General features: G+C 56.7%; 21 protein-coding genes. 12 read left to right on the forward strand and 9 right to left on the reverse strand.

Annotation, left to right across the window (positions count from 1 at the left end):
* Positions 1-589 (reverse strand): type VI secretion system tip protein VgrG (vgrG, locus tag QPL95_RS12190; RefSeq protein WP_303291254.1); only part of this gene is annotated, 589 nt, incomplete at its 3' end.
* A gap of 170 nt (positions 590-759) precedes the next feature.
* Here vgrG and QPL95_RS12195 point away from each other — a divergent pair.
* From QPL95_RS12195 to QPL95_RS12210, 4 genes are all read left to right on the forward strand, one after another.
* Positions 760-1,188: an SRPBCC family protein gene (locus tag QPL95_RS12195; protein ID WP_303291255.1), complete on the forward strand. Its 429-nt coding sequence runs from the start codon at positions 760-762 to the stop codon at positions 1,186-1,188.
* 68 nt (positions 1,189-1,256) lie between these two features.
* Complete coding sequence (locus QPL95_RS12200) at positions 1,257-1,982, forward strand: YebC/PmpR family DNA-binding transcriptional regulator (RefSeq protein WP_303291256.1); 726 nt, start codon at positions 1,257-1,259, stop codon at positions 1,980-1,982.
* Positions 1,983-2,018: 36 nt separating this feature from the next.
* The gene (locus QPL95_RS12205; protein WP_303291257.1) at positions 2,019-2,765 is read left to right on the forward strand and encodes a glutamine amidotransferase; all 747 of its coding nucleotides are present in this window, start codon (positions 2,019-2,021) and stop codon (positions 2,763-2,765) included.
* Between the two features lie 40 nt (positions 2,766-2,805).
* Complete coding sequence (locus QPL95_RS12210) at positions 2,806-4,251, forward strand: phospholipase D family protein (protein WP_303291258.1); 1,446 nt, start codon at positions 2,806-2,808, stop codon at positions 4,249-4,251.
* Positions 4,252-4,272: 21 nt separating this feature from the next.
* Here the strand turns inward: QPL95_RS12210 and QPL95_RS12215 are convergent, their stop codons facing one another.
* The gene (locus tag QPL95_RS12215; RefSeq protein WP_303291259.1) at positions 4,273-5,001 is read right to left on the reverse strand and encodes a class I SAM-dependent methyltransferase; all 729 of its coding nucleotides are present in this window, start codon (positions 4,999-5,001) and stop codon (positions 4,273-4,275) included.
* Positions 5,002-5,191: 190 nt separating this feature from the next.
* On the opposite strand from QPL95_RS12215, the gene QPL95_RS12220 reads away from it, so the two are divergent.
* From QPL95_RS12220 to QPL95_RS12235, 4 genes are all read left to right on the forward strand, one after another.
* Positions 5,192-6,214, forward strand: coding sequence for an AraC family transcriptional regulator (locus tag QPL95_RS12220; RefSeq protein WP_303291260.1), 1,023 nt, complete (start codon positions 5,192-5,194; stop codon positions 6,212-6,214).
* A 247-nt stretch (positions 6,215-6,461) separates the two neighbouring features.
* Positions 6,462-8,282, forward strand: a complete 1,821-nt coding sequence (locus QPL95_RS12225) for a choice-of-anchor D domain-containing protein (RefSeq protein WP_303291261.1) — start codon at positions 6,462-6,464, stop codon at positions 8,280-8,282.
* Between the two features lie 94 nt (positions 8,283-8,376).
* Positions 8,377-9,219 carry a DUF6160 family protein gene (locus tag QPL95_RS12230; RefSeq protein WP_303291262.1) on the forward strand — a complete coding sequence of 281 codons (843 nt, stop codon included), beginning with the start codon at positions 8,377-8,379 and terminating at the stop codon, positions 9,217-9,219.
* A gap of 283 nt (positions 9,220-9,502) precedes the next feature.
* Entirely contained in the window at positions 9,503-10,585 is a 1,083-nt protein-coding gene (locus QPL95_RS12235) for an alpha/beta hydrolase (RefSeq protein WP_303291263.1), read from the forward strand.
* On the opposite strand, the gene QPL95_RS12240 is transcribed toward QPL95_RS12235, so the two are convergent.
* The 5 genes from QPL95_RS12240 to QPL95_RS12260 form a co-directional block, all read right to left on the reverse strand.
* A complete protein-coding gene (locus tag QPL95_RS12240) occupies positions 10,519-12,792 on the reverse strand; it encodes a bifunctional diguanylate cyclase/phosphodiesterase (protein WP_303291264.1) in 2,274 nt (757 codons plus the stop codon). The two genes, QPL95_RS12235 and QPL95_RS12240, sit on opposite strands and share 67 nt — an antisense overlap.
* A gap of 250 nt (positions 12,793-13,042) precedes the next feature.
* A complete protein-coding gene (locus tag QPL95_RS12245; protein ID WP_303291265.1) occupies positions 13,043-13,648 on the reverse strand; it encodes a LysE/ArgO family amino acid transporter in 606 nt (201 codons plus the stop codon).
* 41 nt (positions 13,649-13,689) lie between these two features.
* The gene (locus tag QPL95_RS12250) at positions 13,690-14,274 is read right to left on the reverse strand and encodes a CPBP family intramembrane glutamic endopeptidase (protein ID WP_303291266.1); all 585 of its coding nucleotides are present in this window, start codon (positions 14,272-14,274) and stop codon (positions 13,690-13,692) included.
* Between the two features lie 3 nt (positions 14,275-14,277).
* On the reverse strand, positions 14,278-15,132 hold the full coding sequence (locus tag QPL95_RS12255) for a crotonase/enoyl-CoA hydratase family protein (RefSeq protein ID WP_303291267.1): 855 nt from the start codon (positions 15,130-15,132) through the stop codon (positions 14,278-14,280).
* A gap of 40 nt (positions 15,133-15,172) precedes the next feature.
* Positions 15,173-15,544 carry a YidH family protein gene (locus QPL95_RS12260; protein ID WP_213464399.1) on the reverse strand — a complete coding sequence of 124 codons (372 nt, stop codon included), beginning with the start codon at positions 15,542-15,544 and terminating at the stop codon, positions 15,173-15,175.
* Between the two features lie 71 nt (positions 15,545-15,615).
* Here QPL95_RS12260 and QPL95_RS12265 point away from each other — a divergent pair, with 71 nt between their 5' ends.
* Together QPL95_RS12265 and QPL95_RS12270 are read left to right on the forward strand one after the other, a co-directional pair.
* Positions 15,616-16,587 (forward strand): ribonuclease Z, encoded by a 972-nt coding sequence (locus QPL95_RS12265; protein WP_303291268.1) that lies wholly within the window; start codon positions 15,616-15,618, stop codon positions 16,585-16,587.
* Between the two features lie 119 nt (positions 16,588-16,706).
* Positions 16,707-17,540 carry a zinc-dependent peptidase gene (locus QPL95_RS12270; protein WP_303291269.1) on the forward strand — a complete coding sequence of 278 codons (834 nt, stop codon included), beginning with the start codon at positions 16,707-16,709 and terminating at the stop codon, positions 17,538-17,540.
* Here the strand turns inward: QPL95_RS12270 and QPL95_RS12275 are convergent.
* Positions 17,537-17,764 (reverse strand): hypothetical protein, encoded by a 228-nt coding sequence (locus tag QPL95_RS12275; RefSeq protein WP_303291271.1) that lies wholly within the window; start codon positions 17,762-17,764, stop codon positions 17,537-17,539. The two genes, QPL95_RS12270 and QPL95_RS12275, sit on opposite strands and share 4 nt — an antisense overlap.
* A 24-nt stretch (positions 17,765-17,788) precedes the next feature.
* Here QPL95_RS12275 and QPL95_RS12280 point away from each other — a divergent pair, with 24 nt between their 5' ends.
* Positions 17,789-19,975, forward strand: a complete 2,187-nt coding sequence (locus QPL95_RS12280; RefSeq protein ID WP_303291273.1) for an OsmC domain/YcaO domain-containing protein — start codon at positions 17,789-17,791, stop codon at positions 19,973-19,975.
* A 57-nt stretch (positions 19,976-20,032) separates the two neighbouring features.
* Positions 20,033-21,046, forward strand: a complete 1,014-nt coding sequence (locus tag QPL95_RS12285) for a sensor domain-containing diguanylate cyclase (protein WP_303291274.1) — start codon at positions 20,033-20,035, stop codon at positions 21,044-21,046.
* A gap of 8 nt (positions 21,047-21,054) precedes the next feature.
* Here the strand turns inward: QPL95_RS12285 and QPL95_RS12290 are convergent, their stop codons facing one another.
* Positions 21,055-21,939 (reverse strand): diacylglycerol kinase family protein, encoded by an 885-nt coding sequence (locus QPL95_RS12290; protein WP_303291275.1) that lies wholly within the window; start codon positions 21,937-21,939, stop codon positions 21,055-21,057.

A 21,939-nucleotide genomic window follows, 5' to 3' on the forward strand; every position in this document is an offset into this window, starting at 1 on the left:
CCAGTTTGGGGGCGTCGCCGTGGTGGTCAGCGATAATCAGGGCCGGCTGTTCTTCGCCGTCCACGCTGCCGTGCTGGTAGCGGTAGTGCCAGCCTTCTTCGGCGGCCAGGCGTTCAACGAAGTTGAGGTCGGTTTCCCGGTGCTGTACGCAGTACTCCCGTTCTTCCGGGCTGCGCTTAAGGTCAAACACTGTGTCGATGATGCCCCGCTCTTCCAGCAGGGTGCGCACGATGGCGTCGGTGCTCTGGGTCTGGAAGATACGGCTGCTGTGCATCAGGCCCAGGCGCCACACGGGAGGCTGGATCACCAGTTCAAAGTGGGTGCGGCGGTGGCCGGTGTTGCCTCGGGCAAACTCGTTCACGACACCGGTAAAGCGGCGCTGGGGCTGGCCGTCCTGCCACACCACCAGGTCCACCGGTTGCTCCAGAATGTCGGCTGCCTGCACGTCCGGATCGGTGCTGGCCAGTTTCAGGCGGCCGTGAGACAGCGAAGACAAGCCTTCGGTGAGCACGAAACTGACAACAACAAAGTGATCGGTGGGGAATTCGCCTACACGGGCGGTGAACTGCAATCCGCTTGCCTGGGGCATGTCTTCGATCCCTGAAGTTTATATGATTTGAAGCTAACTCATCCTGAGCGCACGGGATTATAACCAGTGTGGATATCAAGGCCAACCTTGCACGCCCACACGTTTACGACTTTTGTTGAACACTGTGAACCGTTACCCTTGGGGCAATCCGCAAGAACAAGAGTGACACCATGGCTTCCTATACTATCGAAATCAATGAAACGTTTGATGTTCCCCGCACCAGGGTTTTTGCCCTGTTTGCCGATCACCACCGCTTTGGCAAGATGATTGGCGCCCCTGTGAAACGCATCAAAGACAGTGATCAGGCAGACCCGAATGGCGTCGGCTCGGTCCGTAAAATCGGCATTGGCCCGCTGAGTCTGGAAGAAACAGTACTGGGTTTTGAGCCGGATTCCCTCATCGAATATGCCATCACCAGTCTCAGCCCTATCAAAAACCACTTGGGCCGCATTCGTTTCAGTGACACGCAAGAAGGCCAAACGCGGGTGCAATACACCATCACTTTCGACGATATTGTTCCGTTTTCAGGCAAAGTGGTCAGTTCTGCGCTAGAGCACGGACTGCGCCGCGGAATTCGGCAAGTGCCAAAACTGGCATAACAAAGCTGTCGTAATTCTCTCAGGTTCAGTAAAATCTCGCTCTTTACAGAAAACGAGAGGCACCAAAGATGGGCAGAGCCTACCAGAACCGCAAAGAATCCATGGCCAAAACGGCTGCGGCGAAAACCAAGGTCTACAGCAAGTACGGCCGGGAAATCTATATGTCTGCCAAGTCCGGCGGCATCGATCCCCAGGCCAACCTGTCCCTACGCGGGCTGATTGAACGCGCCAAGAAAGACCAGGTGCCCAGCCATGTTATTGAAAAGGCCATAGAGAAAGCCAAGGGCGGCGCAGGCGAGGATTACTCCACTGCACGCTATGAAGGTTATGGCCCCGGCAATTGCATGGTCATTGTTGATTGCCTGACCGACAACCCGAACCGTACCTTTGGCGACGTACGCCTGGCGTTCACCAAAACCAAGTGCAAGATTGGCACCCCTGGTGTAGTGGCTCACATGTTCGACCACTGCGCTATTTTTGTCTTCTCCGGCCAGGACGAAGAAGCCGTTCTTGAAGCGCTGATGGAAGCGGATGTCGATGTCACCGACATCGAAAATGAAGAAGGCAAAATCACCGTCTTCACCCCCAACACCGAATACGCCAAAGCCAGGCAAGCGCTGGAAGATGCCTTCTCAGGTATCGAATTTGAGGTGGATGAGATCCAGTTCCTGCCAAAAACCACGACCACCGTGGAAGGCGACGACATTCCCCTGTTTGAAAAGTTCATGGACATGCTGAACGAGCTGGACGATGTTCAGAACGTGTTCCACAACGCAGAGTTGCCGCAGGAGTAATCTGCGCCGAAGGTCCGGAATCGAACGGAGTGCAGCATGGCTGGTTCAGATGAGGTAATAAATCCTCGCGTGGTTATTCTGAAAACCGGAACAACCTACCCACAGATCAAGGATCACTTCGGCGACTTTGATGCGTGGTTTGTGAGGGGCCTGTCCAGCCAGCTGAACCTGACCATCGCCGATGTCACCCAGGCACCTCCTCCGGGCGAGCCGGGGGACTGGCAAGGCATTGTCATTACCGGTTCACCCGCAATGGTGAGCGACCTCGCCCCCTGGAGTGAACAAGCGGCGACATGGCTGAAGCAGGCGGTTGAAGCCGGCGTTCCCGTTCTGGGCGTCTGCTATGGCCACCAGCTTCTGGCTCACGCTCTGGGCGGCAAAGTGGGTTACCATCCCAGAGGCCGTGAAACCGGCACCCACAGCATCAAACTGTTCGAAACGGCAAAATCAGACCCGCTGTTCAGCCTTTTCCCCCGGGAGTTTCCTGCTCAACTGACCCACAAGCAATCGGTACTGGAACTTCCTCCGGGCGCCGTGCTACTGGGCGAGTCGGCGTTCGAGCCCCATCAAGCGTTTCGCATTGGGGAAAATGCCTGGGGCGTTCAGTTTCATCCCGAATTCACCGATCAGATCATGAAAGCCTACCTGGAGGTGCAGTATCCGGATCTGGCGCAGGAAGGTCTGGATGCCAGCGGCTTGATGAACTCGGTTCGGCCGGCACCGGAAGCGTCCAGGCTTCTTGAACGATTCTCTGACTGGATTCTTCAAAAGCAGCGCCGCTAAGCCGGCAGCAACCCAAACACTTCGATGGAACGAAACGCCCATGACAATGAAGTTAGTAGCCTCTGCCCTGCTCCTGACCCTCATCGCCCTGGGGCTATGGCACTCATACAAGCCTTTACCTGCTGGCATTCGCTACCAAGGTGCTCCGGCCCCCTTGATCGCACCAAAACTGCTTACCGACACCACCACCCACTTCCCGAATGGCAGCTCGTCTCTCGACCATGAGATCTTTGATGAGGTGCTGCGTCTGATCGATCAGGCCCAGCAATTCATCCTGATCGATATGTTTCTTTACAACAGCACCGGCCCCGAGAATGCTGACCTCCGCCCCCTGGCATCCCAACTCACCCAGGCGCTCATTGCGAAAAAGAAAGCCGCCCCCAACATCGATATCGTGGTCATTTCAGACCCGCTCAATACCTTCTATGGTGGCACCCGGTCGCGCACATTCGAAGCACTGGAAGGTGCCGGCATTGAACTGATCATCACCAATCTGGAGCCGCTTCGTGATAGTAATCCAGCCTGGTCTGCATTGTGGCGACTCTGCTGTCAATGGTTGGGCAACAACCCGGACGGAGGCTGGCTACCCAATGCTCTCGGAAACGAGCAAACCACCCTCCGTAGCTACCTGGCGCTGCCAAACTTCAAGGCCAACCATCGCAAGCTGCTGGTTGCCGATGAAGGCACCCGATTCCGCGCCCTGATCACCTCGGCCAACCCCCACGATGGCAGCAGTCGGCACAGCAACATCGGCCTGAGCTTCAGCGGCCCCGCGGTCGCAGATGTGATCCGAAGCGAGCAGGCCGTGGCAGACCTGTCCGGTGCAGATACAGAAATCTTCACACGATGGATCGACAGGGTAGAAGCCAGCACCCCCCCGTCAACGAGCCCCACCGGGAAGGTAAGGTTACTGACGGAGTCAGCCATCCGGGATCAGGTTCTGGACATGATCGGGCGAAGCGAAGCTGGCGAATCACTGGACATCGCCATGTTCTATTTATCGCATCGCCCTGTCATCAAGGCACTGATCGCGGCGCAGCAGCGGGGCGTGACCATCCGCATGCTGCTGGACGCAAACAAAGACGCCTTCGGCCACGAAAAGAACGGCATCCCCAACCGGCCGGTTGCCAACGAACTCAACCGGGCAGGCGTTGCCATTCGTTGGTGCAACACCCATGGAGAGCAATGCCACAGCAAGCTGATTAGCTACACACGGGCTGACGGACAACAAGAGCTACTGCTCGGCTCGGCAAATTTCACCCGCCGTAATCTGGACGACCTGAATCTTGAATCCAACGTTTGGGTGGCAGTGCCTTCAGAGCACCCGACAGCACAAAAAGCCACTGATTACTTCAACCGGCATTGGGAGAGCGGCCCTGAAACCAGCCCTGCCCTCAGCCTGCCCTATTCTGAATGGGCGGACAGCTCACGGCTCAGGTATTGGCAGTACCGGATTATGGAAGCCACGGGGCTTTCCACTTTCTGAGGATCCGACTGGTAATCAGGGTCACCTCAAATTTGCAGATCTTTTCGGGCTGCTTCTGCCGACGGCCGGAACAGCTTGGCCTTTACGACAAATCACCACATCTTTGCGCGGAACCTTCAGTTGCCAGCCGAAACGCTCCGCCAGCCAGGCAAACGTCTGCTCCCGGTAGAACACTACATGGGTGGGATCTCTTCGGTAATGCCAGTTCGCGAATCGGTCGTCGTCGGTCTGAAAACAAGTCATGATCGCCAGCCAGCCATCGGGTTTGAGCAAGCCGTTCAATTGTCTGAATACGTCCGCGGGCCGGTGCAGGTGCTCGACGACTTCGGTACAGGTGATGAAATCATACTGACGCTCCAACGCCGAGGTATCCGGGGCAAAAAAAGGATCATAGACAGCCATCGGAAACCCCGCCTGTTCGAGCATTTGTGCAAGGGCCGGCCCCGGGCCACAGCCGAAATCCAACCCTGTGGCACCAGCCGGCAGTTGCCCCAGCAGCGGATCCACCAGCTTCGACAAAAACCGGCGATAGCCTGCATCGTCCGGCTGATTGTCATGGAGCTGATACACCGCGCGCTCTTCCTCTTGCGACAAATAGCATTCTGGCGCCATCACGGTTGCTTCGCACGAAGCGCACCGATGATAGGTTTTGCCCTCCACTGCCAGGAAAGGTGACAGCGAAGCGGTTTCGCACACCGGGCACCATCGCGCTTCTTTGTCAGCACTACAACCTGTTGCATGCGAATGCATGTACGCTCCATCCCGCTCAAAGTTTTATTGTCATATCCGGCCATGCGACCAGTTTGTGACCCGTTGCCACAAAGCCCTGAGGAACAGATGCCTATACTGATGCCCATAACAGCCTGGCTGGGCTGACATAATAACAACTGCGCTTCTGATGACGAACTCCCGGATAACCGCCGGCCACAGAGACACTTACATGGAAATGTTGACACCCCTTGCACTGGAAGTGCCGATTATCTCGGCACGGTATGCGCGACGCTTTGTCCGGTTCATGGAGAACCGTGGCGTAAAGCGCCATACCATTCTTACCAAAACCGGCATCACCGACGAAATGCTGAACAACCCGGACGCCAGCCTGTCTATGACGCAGGTGCTGGGCCTCCTGCGCCAGGCGGACTGGCTGATGACAGACGAGCGAGCGGCTTTCGAGTTCGGAAAGCAGCTTGATTTACCCAGCCACGGGTTACTGGGGTTCGCAATGCTCGGGCAGGAAAACCCAAGGCGACTGGTCAGCATGATCGTGCAGTACCTGCGCGTGGGCCTGCCGCTCATGGACATGGAGCTGGAATCAAGCGGTACTACTTTCCGAATCAAGCTGATCGATACCTGGAACGTAGGCGACCTGCGTCCCTGTCTAACCAAGATTTACATGGGCAGCATCTACCGCTTGTCCTGCCAGGTGTGTGGTCACTTTACCTTTCAGTTCGACTTTTCCACCAGCACTCGCCAGGAGGACTGGCAATTACTGGCCCCGGACTGCGAGTTCGTGTTCGACGCCAGCGTGAGCCAGGTAACCATGCCCTTAAAAGGCATGCCTTTGCGCAAAGACGACGCCAGCCTGGAATTCCTGGTCGCCAGAACTCGCCATACCCGAAAACAGAAAACCCTGGAAGCTGACGAAACGGTGATGCAGGTACGCGAACTGATCATGAGCCAACCCGGCCGCCCGTGCACCACGGAAAATATTGCCCGCCGGCTGGACATCAGCCCCAGAACGCTCCGCCAGCATCTGGCCAGCGCGGGCACCTCGTTCCGGGAGCTGCGAAACGAAATCCGGGAGAACTTTGCCACACTCTACCTCAAAGACACCAACGTGCCCCTGGAGTCCATTTCGGAAAAGCTGGGCTTCAGCGACCAGGCCGGATTTACCAAAGCCTATCGCTCATGGACCGGCAGCACTCCCGGTGACATTCGCCGCCAAGCCCGCAACAAAAAGTGAACACGCATCAACTTTCAGTTTGATGCCGTTCACGGTTTGAACAATTACCCCCCTTCACTTCCGCTTTAGACAAAAATGGTGCCGCCACCAGCAATGACCGGCGGCACCCTCTCCCCGTCTAATACCCATGCAATCATGTGCTCAATGCCCATGGCAAAGGGATTTACGCAAGTCCGATCAAGCTGTCCTTATCGGTGATGTCTGCAGCCCTAACTACAACAAAGAACGCAAGACAGAGGACGAACTCATGAAACTCAGGAACCTCAACACCAGTGTCAGCAAGCTCGGCGCCGCCGTAGCGGCTGCGGCACTGATGGCGGGCGGCGCGTCTAACGCAGCTGCTGAACAAGTCTCAACCGAACTGGCTTTTGAATGTCCGTTTCCGCTGATCGGCACCCAGCCTATCCGTGCACAGATCAGTGCAGACATCCCGAACGTTGCAACCGTAGGTGACCCTACCCCGCAATTTGAAGTGACGGCGATCACCATCGTTAACGACAACGCCCGTACCGGCCTCAAGCTGGTTGGCTCAGAGACTGTTGAAGGCGTTGCCACCAGCATCAACAACGTCATCACGCCAAACCGTAGCCTGGAGCAGGTCGTTACGCTGGACATCCCGGCCACCCCGATCCCTGCCACCACCGGCGAGTTCAACGTACCGGCCTCCGGTATTGCTCCTGAAGTCCTCTTTACCGAGGACGACATTGGCCAGGCCGAAATCCGTGTTGGCTCTCTGTCTCTGGAGCTGATTGCCCGTACGGCCAACGGCGCCATTGCACCAGCACCTATCGGTGAGATCTCCACCGACTGTGTGCAGTTGCCAGACCAGGACAATCTGCTGCAAACCCTTACGGTTGCTGACGTACCTGTTGAAACACCTCGCATTGATGTAGATGGAGAAGAACTTGCCTTTGGCTCTGTTCAGGCTGGTCTGACTGCCCAGAAGTCCCTCACTATCATCAACACGGGTAGCGCAGCACTCGGCATCAACAACATCTCCATCAGCGGTGATGATGCTCAGGTGTTTACTCAGACCAACGACTGTAGCGCTGGTTTGGCACCCGATGCCTCCTGTAGCGTGGATGTGACCTTTGCACCCAGCACCGACGGCGCTCGCGTGGCGACTCTGACCATCGAGTCGACTGACGCTGACAGACCAAGCATCGATGCGGCTCTGTCTGGTCGCGGAACTCTGGCTCCAATGCCGATCATCGAGGTAACACCTGACTCCGTTAACCTGGGCCGCGTTCTTGTGGGCACCAGCAAGTCTGCTCAGGTAACCATTGGCAATACCGGCAACGCTGCTCTGCAAATTGACAGCATCGCCCTTGAAGGCGCCAATGCCTCTGACTTCACTCAGACCAACAACTGCACCACGGTTGCGGCCGGCGCAAGCTGTTCGGTTGATGTGAACTTCACGGCTGCTGCAGCTGGTGTAAGCAACGCCGCTCTGGTTGTGCGTTCCAGCGATGGCGAGAATGCAGAAATCAGTGTTCCGGTTACTGCTGAAGCCATCGAAGATACACCTGGCGGCAAACTTGACCTCCTGCTCGGCCTGGAAGGCTCCACGCTGATCGCGGGCACTGGCGGCACCCTGCCGCTGACCGGTTCAATTGCGACCGTGCTTGACCTGGCTTCCGGAACCTTCGAAGCCGACACCCAGGTTCTGCCCACCTCTGGCAACTTCTCGGTCAAAGTGCTGTTCAGCAAGCTCAATGCTTCTGCCAACGTTGAATTCGAGCAGGCCGGTATCACTACGGGTTCCCTGATCGATGGCAAGCTGACAGCTAACTCCCCGCTGTACGTGAAAGTGCCCAAGGTTGCTATCAAGCTGGGCTGGCTGCCCCTGCGTATTGGTGGTGGCGACGAGTGCCGCACCAGCGAGCCGGTTAACATCCAGCTGACGTCTGCAGAAGGCACTAACTTCTCGCCGGCAACTGGCGGTGCAGTAAGCGGTGTCTACGACCTGCCACCACTGGAAAACTGTGGTCTCCTGACCAGCCTGCTTAACCAGTTCATGTCTGGCCCAGGCAACACCATTGATCTGCAGCTGACCCCTCAGCTCTAAAGAAATTCCGGCCTGGCCGGAAAACAGGTCACAGCCGGTATCAACCGGCTGTGACCAATAAGTACGAAAATAAAACCAAAAAAGGAATAACGATATGAACAGCCTGAAAAAATCCGCGTTAGTGCTAGCCATTGCCGGGCTCCCTTTTGCCGCCCAGGCAGACCTCAAGCCCATTGACGACGTTCACATGGGTAACATCACCGGTCAGGCCGGTGTGACTATTGAACTGGAAACCAAACTGTCGATTGACGAGTTCCTCTACACTGATGAAGGCTCATTCTCCATCAAGGACATCAAAATCGGTGGTGCTAACCGTACCGATCTGTTCGAAGAAATCACTGATTTCCGCGACGCTCTGTTCGGCCAGACCAGTGATCTGATCGACAACATCAAGATCGATATCGACGTGGCGGCTGATGGCGATGCCATCATTAACATCTTCCCGCTCACCGCAGCGCCGATAGACTTTGGCGTCAGCACTGGCGAATGGTCACTGCAGGGTGCCACCGACTCCACGTTGCTTGCGAGCAACTTCAACATGGTGGGCGCGTTCACCAAAGTGGGTATTACCGTTGATACTGCAACCGACAAGCTCAACCTGAACACACAGGTTGGCATCTCTGATCTCGACGTCGACGTCGACTTCCTCGCCTTGGGTATCCGTGACCTCAAATTGACCGGTGCCAACTACATGGGCGCTGGTCTTAACGGCGCGACTGCCAATCCAGGCGTTCTGACACTCGGTGCCACCATCGACATGGACGTTTACAAAGGGACCCGTCTGGGTGGCTCCGGCGACGCTCTGGCGATCGACCTGAACACCTTCGCAGCCGATTTGTCGATCGGCGAAGTACTGGTAGGTGGAGCCAATATCGGCTCTGTGATGATGGATAACCTGGTGGTGCAGGACACCACCATGCGTATCTACGGTCACTAAAACCTGAAAGCCCGGCATCTGCCGGGCTTTCATTTCCGCTCAACTTAATCCTGATCACTTAGCCCGGCAGCAGCTCACAGAAGCTGGTCCAGTTCCGCAGCATCCTTGCCACCTAACCAGCCAAGCTGGAGTTGACCATGAGCCGCGTGATAAACCGTACGCCTGTCCCAGAACAGATTGGCGGCCAATAGGCTATTCGCAAGGGCACTTTCCTCTGTATGCTTTGCCGTGGGAATATAGCTTCGGCATCGCTCCCCTTCACCGGGCCCCAAAAGGAAACCCCATGCTCTGGATTCTACTTGCTGTTGTTGCGCTCATCGTTGCCGCCACCTTTTTGCTGTTCCGGGTGCACGATCTTTCCCGTTTTGACGGCGGTGACTGGGCAGTCCGTGAGGTAGCCCCGAACCCCGCCCACGATGAGGTAATGGCCCGCATAAAAGACATGGGGCGCGCCTCCAGGGGCCTCAAAGGCAAAGCCCGGCTGATTGCCCTCAGGAATCATCTGGACAGCCTTGGCGAAGGCGTTGACGTCACATCCGACATCCGCCATAGCGACCAGCCTCGGGGCGAATGGGTGATTGCACCGGGTGCCGATACCCGCCGCCGGGTGCTGTACATTCATGGTGGTGCCTGGGCGGCGGGCAGCCCACGCAGTCACCGGGCCATTACCGACAAGTTCTCTCACCTGGCCAATGCCGCCGTGTTTGCGCTCGACTACCGATTAATGCCGGAACACCGCTTCATGGACGGCATCCGCGACTGTCGCCAGGCCTACACCTGGCTACTGAACCACGGCCCGGAAGGTGAGGAGAAAGCGGAGTTCATGGTGGTTGCGGGCGATTCTGCAGGCGGCAGTCATACGCTATCCCTGCTCGCCTGGATTCGCGACAACGGCGTGCGCCAGGCGGATGCCGCCGTTGCCTTGTCGCCGTCTACCGACCTTACCCTGACCGCGCCCAGCAACCGGGAGAACATCCGGACAGACGCATTGCTTGGCCCGGTCTTCGGCGGTCTGTCCAAGATTCCGTTGCCGGTGTTGTGGTGGGGTACCCTCGCCGCGTTCCGGATTTCGCCTACCAATCCGGCGGCCTCTCCGCTGCGCGGAAACCTGAATGATCTGCCGCCTACGCTGATTCATGCCAGCACCACAGAGATGCTGCTGCACAACGCCACACGCTACGCCGCAAAAGCCCGGTCAGAGGGGTCACCTGTAGAAGTTCACACCTGGCAGAATATGGTTCACGTGTGGCACATCTTCTCGCCATTGCTGCCAGAGGCCGAACAGGCCTTCGAAGATATTCAGGAGTTTCTGGCACGGGTCAGCGCACCGACTTCTTCCGGCAGCACCGGGCGGCTGAAGAAATAGCCCTGAAAACGCCCGCAGCCCATCCCAACAAGCGTTGCGAACTGGGCCTTGTCTTCTACGCCTTCCGCCACCAGGCGCATACGGTGGTTCTTGCCGATGGCGATGATACTCTCAACCATGTTCCGGGCAGGTTCATCGTCAATAATGTTATCGACAAAGCTCTTATCGATCTTGAGCTCATCGATCGGCAGTTTTCGCAACAGGCTCAGCGACGAGTACCCGGTGCCAAAATCATCCATCGACAAGCTGATACCGGCAGCACGAAGTTGCTCCAGGGTCGGAACAACCTGCTCAAACCCTGACATAAACACCGTTTCGGTGATTTCCAGGGTCAGATAATGAGGGTGTACACCATACTGTTTCAGCGCCGACAATACCCGCTCTGCAAACCCGAGTTGCATAAATTGCATAGCGGATATATTGACCGATAACTCCAGGGGCTCTCTGACCTCGTCGAGAATCTTACGGAAATCGGCCAGACTTCTGTCCAGCACATAGTTGCCTAACTCAACCATCAGGCCAGAAGACTCTGCCACCTCCACAAATTCATTTGGCGGCACATAACCTAACTCTTCATCATCCCAGCGCGCCAGTGCTTCAACACCAACCACGCGCCCCCTGACATCCACCTGGGGTTGATACGCCATGTACAGGTGCATCTCACTCATGGCACCTCGAAGGCGCTGCTCAATGTGAACCCGCCGCAAATAACCCGCCTCGTAATTAGTCTGATAAAGGCAGACATCATTGCGGGTTCTCTTGGCCTGATACAGCGCCAGATGAGCACTGCGAATGATACTGTTGAAAGAGTCTCCATGCGCGGGAAACACTGCAGCGCCGACGCTGGCACCCAGCTGCATTCTAAGCGGGCCAGACGCCATTTCGCGGGCCAGTCTCTGGAGTAGATCGTTACAAAAGGCCAGTAAATTTTCTGGCTCCCGGATGCGGCTGATCACAGCAAACTCATCACCGCCCAATCTCGATGCGCCAAACTGGTCACTGGCGAGCTTACGCAAACATCGGGCAAATTCATTCAGCACCTTATCCCCGTGCTCCTGCCCAAAGCGGTCATTGATGCCGCGAAAGTTATCAATGTCCAGCAGCACCACGCCGAAGCCTTCATCACGATTTACAAGCTGCTGAATCTGATCGATCAGACCCACCCGGTTGAGCAGTGAGGTCAAGTCATCATGCCGTGATTGATACATCAAAGCCGCCCGACGCTTGTGCTCTGCCCGTTCGATCTGGCGAACCAGATAAAATAACAGTAAAAGCAGAGCCAGAAAGACCATCAACAAAATCAGACCGCGCTCAAGAAAAGCACGCCACACAGTCCGAATGTTCGATTCCGAAATGATCCACAACTCATAGTCCGGTGAGTACCAGGCACCGCCAATATAGTTAGCGCCTTCCCGCTGGTTGTAGTAAATACTGGGTACATCCCGGGCTTTCAGTTCGTCGATAGTCACACCGTTGGCTTCGGTCAGACTCAGCCTGTCGACGGCTCTCTCCTCCGGAGTTCTATGAGCATTGGCATACATGTCCGGAGTCACGCCTTCACTGGACATAAACTGCAAGTAACCGTCATGCTCACGAAAAATCATCACCGAGTCATCAGGGCCGGTGTGCAGGTTATTCCCGAACACACCCTTTTCACCGTCTGCGCGAATACCCGCAGACATTACCGCAATCACCTCACCACGCTCATTCCTGACCGCCTTTCGGGCAGGAATGATCCAGGCTCCGACCGCTGGAAGATAATAGGTGCGGCCAACAATCAACCGGTCAGAATCCAGGGCTCGCTGGAACCCCTCCCGGGATGCTTCCTGCTCCAGCAGGTTAGGCATCAGACTGACATCCACAGTGGAAGTTACTTTGACTAACTGACCATTGGGCAACGCCATCCCGAAACCTGCCAGGGCGGGACTGGCCTCCATGATGCTGTCCAGAAATGGCAGCACCTCCGGGGTGGTATCAATAAGATCCTGGCGAACAAGCTCTGCGGCAGCCACCTCCAGAATCAGCTCCTGGGTGCGTAACACATTCGTCACCGACTGACTGATCAGTTCAACCCTGGCCTGATGATGAGACTCCTCGGCACGCAGAGTGGCCTGCCACATGCTCGTCAGGATGAAAGACAGGACCAGCACACCAATCGCGACAACAAGCCAGAACAGCGTCCAAAGATTACGCTTGAAAATGGTCAAAGTGACTCCGTCAGAGTAATTATTGTTGAAGCACTTTTTATAGTACTGACATGAGTATAGGCATAAAAATCGGCATCGCGAACTCTGCCATCTACCAACTTACGCGGCTGGTTTTTGCTTCTTGCAGACGTAAAGCGTTTTGTGAACCCGTGCCACAATCTCGCAGCTATCATCCACACTATCGACAGCCCATTTCGGCAAGCATTTTTCGCCACTGGCGAACGGCAGTGTTCGTACAATCGTTTGAATATTACAGGCCAGCGAACGCCAGTTGCAGTGCGATGGCGAGCATCATCAAGCCGATAACGCCGTCAATCACCCGCCAGGCGTTAGGCCGGGACAGCACAGGGGCCAGTGAAGAACCCAGCCACGCCAGAGCACCAAACCAGATAACAGAGGCACTGCTGGCACCTGCCACGAAGCTTGGGGCACTCGACTGCTGGGCACCCACTGCCGGAATCAGCAACAAGGTATCCAGATACACCTGAGGATTGAGCAGGGTGACCGCCAGTGTGGTCAGCACCACCCCTTTCAGACTCCTGCGGGTTTCCGCTCCAGCCCGAAGCGCAGCCCTGCCACGCCCGGCCCGAACGAACGCCTGAATCGCCAGCCAGCCCAGAAAGACAACACCAAACCAACGCAACACCTCAAGCGCCTGAGGCATCGCCATTAACGCCGCCGACACCCCAAACATGCCCAGGGTGAACAGCAGGATATCCGAGGTCATACAGATGCCGGCAGACCACCAATGATGCTCCCGGCGGATCGCCTGGCTCAGTACGTAGGCATTCTGAGCACCGATAGCGACTATAATGCCGCCGCACATGACCAAACCGGTCAGATAACTCTCTAACACGTTATATATCCAAAGAATAAGGGGATTAGGGGGTTAACGGCTTATCGGTTTACACCGAACCACTGGGGATAAAGCAGCAAGCAATACAGTGCCAGCATGTCATAGACCGCATGCCACACCATGACCAGTTCAAGGCTGCCGCTGAGCTGATAGGCCGTGCCGAGCACCAGGCCAAGACCGGTGGCGACCAGAAAATAGGTAAACGACACATAGTGCACCAGGCCAAACAACACCGAAGCGGCCAGCACCGCTGTCCATGGCCCGGTGTATTGCAGTAACCAGCCCTGTATCGCGCCCCGGAACAGCAGCTCCTCGCCCACGCCGGCCAATATCGACAAGCCGACCAGCACCGGCCATCGGAAGCTGGCTGCGAAGTTATAAAGGGCCTGCATCTGGCTGCTGAGATCATCCGGAAACAGCCAGGTGCTTCGGGTCAGCAACAACAAAACAAGATACGTAGCCACAGCCCCGGCCAACCCAACCAGCACGGTTTCAATGGGCCCGAGGTTGCCCGACAAAAGCGGAATATCGAACAGCCACATAACCGCCAGGCCAACGACGCCAATGCCGCCCTGAAACAGCAAGGCAGCGATTGCAGATATCGAAGAATCCCGACGTTCCGGCATGGATCAGCTGGTAAACAGATCCTTGACCGGGAACAGGTCATCGTAAACAGGTGACTGTTTCTGCGCCTTTGCCTGGAAGGTTTTCATCATGTCCGTCGGGCGGAACATACCCGCCTGCCAGGTGGCCATATACCTCAAGCTGTCTTCGACGCTGTGATCGCGGCTGTAGTTGAGCATTTCCTTGCAGCCAGTCACCGCCAACGGCGAGTTTGCGGCAATCTGCCCAGCAATGGCCATAACCCCTTCCAGCATCGCATCCTGGCTGTCATAGACAGCATTCACAAAGCCCAGACGCTGTGCTTCTTCAGCACCGAATTTACGCCCCGTGTAGGCCAGTTCGCGCACCACGCCCTGAGGCATCAACTTGGGCAGGCGCTGCAGGGTGCCCACGTCGGCGGTCATGCCCAGCTCAGTTTCCTTGATGGTGAAGAAAGCATCGGCCGTGCAGTAGCGGCTGTCGGCCGCACACACCAAATCCAGAGCCCCGCCAATACAGCCACCGTGGACCGCCGCCAATACCGGTAAACGCACTTTTTCAAGGGAACTCAGCGTGTCCTGCAGCTGCAGGACGACCCGGCGCAGGTTCTCTGCCATCCGGCCCGGATCTCCGCTCATGGGCACGGCCTTGGAGTCTGAGAACACGCCCAGATCCATACCCGCTGAAAAGTGCTTGCCGGTTGAGGAAATCACAATCACCCGGGCATCGCTGTTGGCCTCAATATCTTGCATGCAGCGAGGCAACTCCAGCCAGAACGCCTTGTTCATGGTATTCATGGCCTCTGGCCGGCTGAACTGAACGTGGGCGATATGGTCTTTGACGTCGATCTTGAAGCTTTCGTAGTGGGCTAGTTCAGACAAGGTGTGACTCCTTTTAGATTCTGTTTTTTCCAGTAACGCATTAGTGCTGACTGACGATCAAGGCCGCCGCCAGCGCCAGACTGAGGAAAGCCACGATCAGATTGATCGTCATGCCCCAGCGGGCGTTGTAACCATTGGGGAACTCCTCCGGGCTCAGGGTTTTCAGCACCGCACCAAACTGGCGAGTGGCGTAGAACGCGGTAGCGGCCCCCAGCAGGATGAACAACAGCCCCAACCAGTACATCATCACCAGATTGATGCCATTGGCGGTTTCCGGCGTCAACGCGGCCAGCAACAGGCCGGCCCGCTCTACCAGAAAGCCGAACGCAGTCAACCCAAGACTGGTACGATTCCACGCAAGCAATGTGCGCTCGGCAGCGAAAAGAACGCGGGGATCTTTCAGGTCAGACATGGCTGAGTCCGTATCATCGCAGAACAAGGTTTCGTATCATTAGGGCGCACATTACCGCGAAACGAGGCACGATGGAATTCACTTTCCTTGGTACATCCGCCGGAACACCCACCCGGTCACGTAACGTCACCGGACTGGCCCTGTGCGGCTCCGGCCCCAAGCCCTGGTACCTGATTGACTGCGGTGAAGGCACTCAGCACCAGCTGATGCGCACCCGGTATTCGGTGATGCAGCTGCGCGCCATATTCATCACCCACATCCACGGCGACCATACCTTCGGCCTGCCGGGCCTGCTGACCAGCGCATCGATGCTGGGCCGCACCGAACCGCTGGATATCATCGCACCCGTTCAGGTTCGGCGGTTCATCAATGCGGTGATAGAAAACAGCGACTCCAGCCTCAGCTACCCGATCAACTTTATCGATTCGGAGGCACCGAATTTTCTTTGGCAGGACGACCACATGGCGGTTACCAACGTAGCGCTTTCGCATCGGGTGCCCTGCCGGGCTTATGTGTTTACCGAGCGGAACCTGGAACGCCAGTTAAAACAGGAGAAGCTGGTTGCTGATGGCATAGGGCCGGGCCCCGATTGGGGCGACCTTCAGAAAGGCAAAGACGTCCTGCTGGACGACGGCCGCCTGCTCAGAAGCGACGACTACACCCACATTCCAAGAACCGCCCGCAAGATCATTGTCGGTGGTGACAACGACACTCCCGAACTGTTAAAAGACGCCTGCGCTGGCATTCACGTATTGATTCATGAGGCCACCTACACCCAGGACATAGCAGACCGGGTTGGCCCCTGGCCGCAGCACAGCTCAGCCAAACAGGTGGCCACATTTGCACAAAGTGCGGCAGTGCCCAACCTCGTGCTTACCCACTTCAGTTCCCGCTATCAGTCTGCCCCCGGCGGCACACCCCACATCAACTTGCTGGCATCGGAAGCGTTACAGCACTTTAAGGGCCACCTGTTTCTTGCCAAAGACTTTGACACCTACCGGCTGGAAAAAGACCTGCAACTGAGCAAACTCAATGACCATTAATCCGTCCGCTTTTTTCCCGGCGGCATGACAACCCATCACCTTCCAATGCCGACATCGCAGTTTTCGTGGTTCGCTAACCGCTGGGTTAGACTAGCCGGACATTTGCAGGGAAGTCTCCAATGTCCGCACCCGTGGTTTTTGCCGTTTTCGCCGCCGCGCTGATTGCCGGCACCGTGTTCTATCTTTTTTATTACCGAAACTGGCGCCGCCAGAAGGAACTTCAGCAACCCTTCCCCAAGCCCTGGCGCAATTTTCTAAAACGACAGGTTCCTGCGTATAAACAGCTCAATGCAGAGCAAAAAAAGCGCCTCGAGCGACTTGTACAGTTGTTCATTTCCGAGAAAGACTACTACGGTTGCGACGGCTTTGAAGTAGACGACAAGGTACGCGTGACCATCGCTGGCCATGCCTGTCTTCTGGTTCTTGAGCGGCCATTCTCAGACTATGACGACGTGCGCAGCATTCTGGTTTACCCGGACGTCTACCGGGCCCAGGGCACGGAAAGCGACGGCCTGGTGGTGAGCCAGAGTGACCAGATTCGGGCTGGGGAAGCATCTTCCCATGGTCGGGTGGTGCTGGCCTGGAGTGAGTGCGAGAGCGCGATTGCCCATCCACACAGCCCGCATAACGTCATCCTCCACGAATTCGCCCATCAACTGGACTACCTGGACGGCACCGCCGATGGCGCGCCGCCTTTGCACGGGGAGCAGGCCCGCCACTGGCAGGAAACCATGACCAAAGCCTGGGACCATCTTCAGGACCGGCTCGACCGTCACCGCAAACCGTGGCTGGATCCTTATGGTGCCACCGAGCCAGCGGAGTTCTTTGCGGTACTCACGGAAACCTTCTTCCAGCAACCGGAACACCTGCTCGAAGCCCAGCCGGATGTCTACAAAGCCCTGTGCGGCTATTATCGGCTGGACCCGAGAGACTTCAGCAGCCATCAACCTTAGGTTCCGTCGCCTCTCACACCCAGCCGGTCCAAATACAAGTGCAACTCCTGCTCACTGATGTTCACATGCTCCAGCACCCGGCCGTAGAGCATCACCGTAGGCACATTGCGGCCACCCAGCTCCTTCTGGGTTTCACTGAGGACGTAAAGTATCGTCCTTTCGGTTTTTGTGAGACCATCCCGCGCATCGGGGATCACCTCGTCTATTCCGCGTAAACTGTTCATATATCTGCATCCGGTAAGCTGCCCATGGAAATCAAAGTCAATTATCTCGACAACCTGAGGCTTGAGGCCAAATTTGACGATTTCACCGTCATCTCAGACCAGCCCGTCCGCTACAAGGGCGATGGCTCGGCACCCGGCCCCTTTGACTATTTCCTGGCCTCCTCGGCCATGTGCGCAGCCTACTTTGTGAAGGTTTACTGCAACGCCCGGGACATCCCCACCGACAACATCCGCTTGTCGCAAAACAACATTGTAGACCCGGAAAACCGCTACAAGCACATCTTCAAGATTCAGGTGGAACTGCCGGAAGACATCTCCGACAAGGATCGCCAGGGTATTCTGCGCTCGATCGACCGCTGCACCGTCAAAAAAGCTGTGCAAGCCGGCCCGGATTTCCAGATTGAAGTGGTCGAAAACCTGGACGAAGACGCCCAGGCACTGCTTACCGTGAAGCCGGAAGGCGAAGCGAATACTTACATCGAAGGCAAAGACCTGCCCCTGGAAACCACCATCGCCAACATGAGCGGCATATTGGCAGACCTGGGCATGAAAATCGAAATTGCCTCCTGGCGCAACATCGTGCCCCATGTGTGGTCCCTGCACGTGCGCGATACCGCTGCCCACATGTGCTTTACCAATGGCAAGGGCGCCACCAAGGAGGCCGCCCTGTGCTCGGCCTTGGGTGAGTTCATTGAACGGCTGAACTGCAACTTCTTCTACAACGATCAGTATTTCGGCCAGGACATCGCCAACAGCGAGTTCGTGCATTACCCGAACGAGAAATGGTTCCAGCCCGGCCCGGACGGCGAGTTGCCCGAGGGCATCCTGGACGATTACTGTCTGGAGATCTTCAACCCGGATGGAGAACTGCTCGGTACCCACCTGTTCGACACCAACTCCGGCACCCCGGAGCGAGGCATCTGCAGCATCCCATACGTGCGCCAATCCGACGGCGAAACCGTGTACTTCCCGTCAAACCTGATCGAGAACCTGTACCTCAGCAACGGCATGAGCGCCGGTAACACCCTGCAGGAAGCCCAGGTACAGTGCCTGTCGGAAATCTTCGAGCGGGCGGTGAAGAAAGAGATCATCGAAAACGAAATCGCCCTGCCGGATGTGCCGGAGAGCGTGCTGGCCAAGTATCCGGAGATCGTCGAGGGCATCAAGGCCCTGGAAGAACAGGGCTTCCCGGTGCTGGTCAAAGACGCCTCCCTCGGCGGTCAGTTCCCGGTCATGTGCGTGACCCTGATGAACCCGAAAACCGGCGGTGTGTTTGCCTCCTTTGGCGCCCACCCAAGCTTCCACGTCGCGCTGGAACGCAGCCTGACCGAGCTGCTGCAGGGCCGCAGCTTTGAGGGCCTGAACGACCTGCCCGCCCCAACCTTCAACTCCATGGCAGTGACCGAGCCCAACAACTACGTTGAGCATTTTATCGACTCCAGCGGGGTGGTGTCCTGGCGTTTTTTCAGTGCGAAATCCGACTACGAGTTTGTGGAGTGGGATTTCTCCGGCACCAATCAGGAAGAAGCCGCCAGCCTGTTCGGCATTCTCGAAGACATGGGCAAAGAGTGCTACATGGCGGTGTTCGAAGACCTGGGCGCTCCGGTGTGCCGGATCCTGGTGCCGGGCTATTCCGAGGTGTACCCGGTGGAGGACCTGGTGTGGGACAACACCAACATGGCACTGGAGTTCCGGGAAGACATCCTCAACCTGCACCGTTTGAGTGAAAACGAGCTGACCGATCTGGTGGAGCGACTCGAAGAAGCCGAGCTCGACGTGTACATGACCATCGTCACCCTGATCGGCATCGAGTTTGATGAGAACACCGTGTGGGGCCAGCTCACCATTCTGGAGCTAAAACTACTGATCTACCTGGCCATCGGCCAGTTGGAAGAAGCCCAGGAACTGGTCGAGACATTCCGGCAGTTCAACGACAACACCGTTGAACGTGGCCTGTTCTACCAGGCCATGAACGCGGCACTCGAAGCCACGCTGGATGACGAGCTGGAACTGGAAGACTACCTCCACAACTTCCGCCGTATGTTTGGTGACGAGGTCATGGATGCGGTGGTCGGCTCTATTAACGGCAGTGTCCGCTTCTACGGTCTGGAAGAAACCGGCATGGATCTCCGTGGCTTGGACCGTCACCTGAAGATGATCGAGAGCTATAAAAAGCTGCATGCAGCCAGGGCGGCGATCGCCGCAAGTTGAATTTTTGGTCTATATTTACCGGAAAGCCATCTGGCGCCCGGAACTGGACCTCACTGCGTGACATCACCGGTCAACAACATCGAAGCCATGGATATCCTCTTGCTCAAGGGCATGCTGGATACCATGACAGACCACATTTTCATCCTCCGCGCCGAAGGCGACCGCTACAAGCTGGTTTACTGCAACCTGGCCATGGATAACTTCATGAGCCAGGGCAACGGTCCGCTCTGTGGTCGCTACCTGGATGAACTGATTCCGGATCCAGTGCTGTGCAGGAAGATCTCCGACAACTACGCAAGCGTCATAAAATCCGGAGTAGTGTCGCGCTACGAAGAGGACACGGAGGGCTTTTCTACGCCCGTAACCTTCTTCGAAACCACCCTGTCGCCATTAACCGGCGAAGACGGAAAAACCACCTACATTGGTGGCATTTCCAGGAATATCACCGCCCGAAGGAATGCTGAAAAGGCTCTACAAGAAGCGAACGCCAAGCTGCAGCAACAACTGGAAGAAAACAACCGGCTGCGGGATGAGCTCAAGGAAGAATCCATCCGCGACCCCCTCACCAACCTTTACAACCGGCGCCACTTCATGGAGTGTCTGGATCGCGAGCTTGGCAGGGCAAAGCGTGGCCAATTCGCCCTCACCCTCATGATGGCAGACCTCGATTACTTCAAAGACCTGAATGACCAATACGGCCATTCCGTGGGCGATCAGGCACTCGTTGAATTCAGCCAGAGACTCACTGCCACCCTGCGAAAAGAGGATGTTGTCTGTCGCTGGGGCGGCGAAGAATTTCTGATCATGATGCCCGGGCTTGACCAGGCCGATGCTAAGTCCAGGATCATCGAATGGCAGCAGCAAAACAGTCCCATGAAGATCGTGGTCGCCAACGGAACCATTGAGCTCAGCTGTTCCATTGGGCTTGCCACTGCGCCCGAACACGGATTGAGGCCGGATACACTCATTAATGCAGCGGACAAGGCACTCTACCGGGCTAAGGCGAAGGGCCGAAACCAGTTAAGAACAGCTGGGGATTCAGACCATGCTGAAAACGTCGGGCATTGTTGAACCTCCTGTCACTCGTGCTGACCGGTTTGGATCACCCCTGTGCCAATCACTCGAAGAGCGCCCGCCTGGCAGGTCGCCTTAAACGGCGTTTTACCCGCCTCGTCGCCATCCACGGTGACCGTTTTGGGGTGACTGGTTTCTACCTGGCACCACCCGGTCTTAACCTGTATCACGGTGCTGGTCCGGCGTGGCGTCTTGCCGTTCAACCTCACCATCACGTAGGCGAACAACAACTGCGCCAGCGGACGGGGCCTCACCGCAATAACATCCAGCAGACCATCATTAGCCGATGCTTCGGGAATCTCATGACCACCGCCAAAATAGGCGCCAGTAGCCACGGCCACCGATAACCAGCGCCCCTCCAGAACGGATTTATCAGTCTGAATACGCGCCTTGAACCCGCGCTGTGCGCCAAGCTGCTGGAACAGAGTCACCACATAGCTGAACTGCCCAAACCATTTTTTAGTGGGCGAGCTGGCCTGACGAGAGGGCAAGGTACCCAGCCCGATGTGGGCAACGTTCAGAAAGATCCGCTCGCCAGACACCGCCACATCCACTTTTTGCACGGTGCCTTCTGCCACCAGCCTGGCCACCTCCCCGGGCTCACTCGGAATGTCGAGGTTTCGGGCAAAATCGTTGGCCGTGCCGGACGGCAACACGGCCAGAATGGCGCCGATTTTCAAACACAGCTCCGCCACCCCGTTTACCGTCCCATCGCCACCTGCAGCCATCAGACAATCGCCTTCCGATACCCTGCTGCGCCACTGCTTCTGATCTTCCAGATGACAAACCTCGACATCTGTAATGCCCTGCTGCTGCAAGTGGGCCAGCCAGAAGTCTGCATTCCGGCTGCCGTCGCCGGAGCCAGGGCTATCGACAAGCCAGTACGCCAT

Source organism: Marinobacter sp. SS5-14b (genome assembly GCF_030541005.1).
In the GTDB taxonomy this organism is placed as follows: domain Bacteria; phylum Pseudomonadota; class Gammaproteobacteria; order Pseudomonadales; family Oleiphilaceae; genus Marinobacter.

Coding starts and splice junctions, on each gene's coding strand:
- QPL95_RS12195 (WP_303291255.1), top strand. CDS start 760: ATGGCTTCCTATACTATCGAAATCAATGAAACGTTTGATGTTCCCCGC.
- QPL95_RS12200 (WP_303291256.1), top strand. CDS start 1,257: ATGGGCAGAGCCTACCAGAACCGCAAAGAATCCATGGCCAAAACGGCT.
- QPL95_RS12205 (WP_303291257.1), top strand. CDS start 2,019: ATGGCTGGTTCAGATGAGGTAATAAATCCTCGCGTGGTTATTCTGAAA.
- QPL95_RS12210 (WP_303291258.1), top strand. CDS start 2,806: ATGACAATGAAGTTAGTAGCCTCTGCCCTGCTCCTGACCCTCATCGCC.
- QPL95_RS12215 (WP_303291259.1), bottom strand. CDS start 5,001: ATGCATTCGCATGCAACAGGTTGTAGTGCTGACAAAGAAGCGCGATGG.
- QPL95_RS12220 (WP_303291260.1), top strand. CDS start 5,192: ATGGAAATGTTGACACCCCTTGCACTGGAAGTGCCGATTATCTCGGCA.
- QPL95_RS12225 (WP_303291261.1), top strand. CDS start 6,462: ATGAAACTCAGGAACCTCAACACCAGTGTCAGCAAGCTCGGCGCCGCC.
- QPL95_RS12230 (WP_303291262.1), top strand. CDS start 8,377: ATGAACAGCCTGAAAAAATCCGCGTTAGTGCTAGCCATTGCCGGGCTC.
- QPL95_RS12235 (WP_303291263.1), top strand. CDS start 9,503: ATGCTCTGGATTCTACTTGCTGTTGTTGCGCTCATCGTTGCCGCCACC.
- QPL95_RS12250 (WP_303291266.1), bottom strand. CDS start 14,274: ATGCCGGAACGTCGGGATTCTTCGATATCTGCAATCGCTGCCTTGCTG.
- QPL95_RS12260 (WP_213464399.1), bottom strand. CDS start 15,544: ATGTCTGACCTGAAAGATCCCCGCGTTCTTTTCGCTGCCGAGCGCACA.
- QPL95_RS12265 (WP_303291268.1), top strand. CDS start 15,616: ATGGAATTCACTTTCCTTGGTACATCCGCCGGAACACCCACCCGGTCA.
- QPL95_RS12270 (WP_303291269.1), top strand. CDS start 16,707: ATGTCCGCACCCGTGGTTTTTGCCGTTTTCGCCGCCGCGCTGATTGCC.
- QPL95_RS12275 (WP_303291271.1), bottom strand. CDS start 17,764: ATGAACAGTTTACGCGGAATAGACGAGGTGATCCCCGATGCGCGGGAT.
- QPL95_RS12280 (WP_303291273.1), top strand. CDS start 17,789: ATGGAAATCAAAGTCAATTATCTCGACAACCTGAGGCTTGAGGCCAAA.
- QPL95_RS12290 (WP_303291275.1), bottom strand. CDS start 21,939: ATGGCGTACTGGCTTGTCGATAGCCCTGGCTCCGGCGACGGCAGCCGG.